Consider the following 1,568-nt stretch of genomic DNA (forward strand, 5'->3'; position numbering starts at 1 on the left):
CGCGGCCAGTATCAGGACATCCACGCGAACCGGCTCGACGCCCATTTCGGCAAGGGGGGCGGGTTCTTCGCCAACGCGACGAACAACATCCCTCAGATGTACAGCCGGGGCTTCGAACCGGACAAGCTCGAGCGCACGGTCATGCAAAATGCGCTTGCCGGCAATACGATCTTCGCCGGCAACTCACCAGACCGCCGTTACTTCGTGCTCGCCGCAGCTCGCTTGGCGAACCTCATCAAGACAATGCGCGCCATCCAGCCCTCCGCGCTCGCGCTGGAACACGGAATCGATCCGAAGCACGAAACGATCACGGTGATGGGGCACAGCCAGGGCACGATCATCACGCTGCTCGCGCAGGCGATGCTCAAGCAGCAAGGGCAACGCTGCGTCGATTGCATCATCATGGTCGATACGCCATACAGCCTGCAGTTCACGAAGGACGGCAGCCAGCAAACCGGGCACGCGAAGCTCAAGACGCTGGTCGACATCGTCAACGCGGTGACGAGCGAGCCGCATACGCTTCCGGACTTGGCTGACCTGATGATCGATTCGGTTTGCTCGGGCGGACGAGCTGGACGGAACTGGAGCCAGACGCAGGGAAAGCGCCTGGACAAGCATGGCAAGAACTGGATCACGTTTGACGAGCGCGACAACCGGGGCAAGGTCTATCTTTACTTCTGCCCCGAAGACACCGTGGTCGGCCTCGACAAGGTGCGCGGGATCGGGACGTTCGGCGTGCCCGACGACGTTCCGGCCGATGGCGCGGCCGCCAAGCAGGGCAAAACGATGCCCGCGATGACGACGCTCGCGCCGAAACGCTTTTTCCAGCGCATGTGGACGCGACTGGAACGCGACCAGGACGGCAGGGGGAAGCGCTCGAAGGTTGCTGTCGGCACGCCCCCCGCGCGCGTGCCGGTTCGGGACCAGGTTCAGCGATTGACACCAGGGCCCGACACGGACGGCACGATGTTGGGCTCAGTGGTCGAGTCCAGCAAGAACATGGCGCTACAGGCGTCGTTCAAGCGCAACGACATTCGCTTCATCAACGGCGAGCAACTGAACCCGCCGTACGAGCCTGACCTGTACGGTGGCGAAGTCAAGAAAGGCGGGCAGCGACCCGGGCACGCCGATGTCGCCGGGCTGATGCGCCCGGATGACGTGACGAAAAACGTCGCGCTCGGCAACCAGTACGCGAAGTTCCAATGGAAAGACGTCGTGACGACGGATGACCCGGGCGCCAGCATCGAGCCGCACAGGCAGACGTTCAATCGAGGCCGTCCGATCGACGAGCAGTCGCATAACTGGCGCATCGTGCCGAGTCAGTCGCTCGGCTCGATTCTCTCGGCGGCCGCTACGGGCGGACGGTATCAGACGTACGTGATCCAACGCGAGGAAACGCCGGACGAGGTTCGCAAGCGCATGGGCACGGATGCCGATCAATTGGAAGCGAACAACTATCATTCGGGGGTTCTGCTCAGCTCCGAGAACCATCGCTGGGTCACGGCGATGGATGTCGCGGTCGGCCAGGCGGTGACGTTGGATGATCCGGACTGGCGGCAGTTGTTGCT

Annotated in this window: 1 protein-coding gene; it reads left to right on the top strand. The window is 63.0% G+C overall.

Annotated elements, in window-relative coordinates; all coding sequences use genetic code 11:
- Positions 1-1,568 (top strand): T6SS effector phospholipase Tle3 domain-containing protein (locus WS69_RS22785; RefSeq protein WP_059472946.1); only part of this gene is annotated, 1,568 nt, incomplete at both ends.

The sequence above is a fragment of the Burkholderia sp. BDU5 genome, from assembly GCF_001522845.1.
Taxonomy (GTDB): Bacteria; Pseudomonadota; Gammaproteobacteria; order Burkholderiales; family Burkholderiaceae; genus Burkholderia; species Burkholderia mayonis.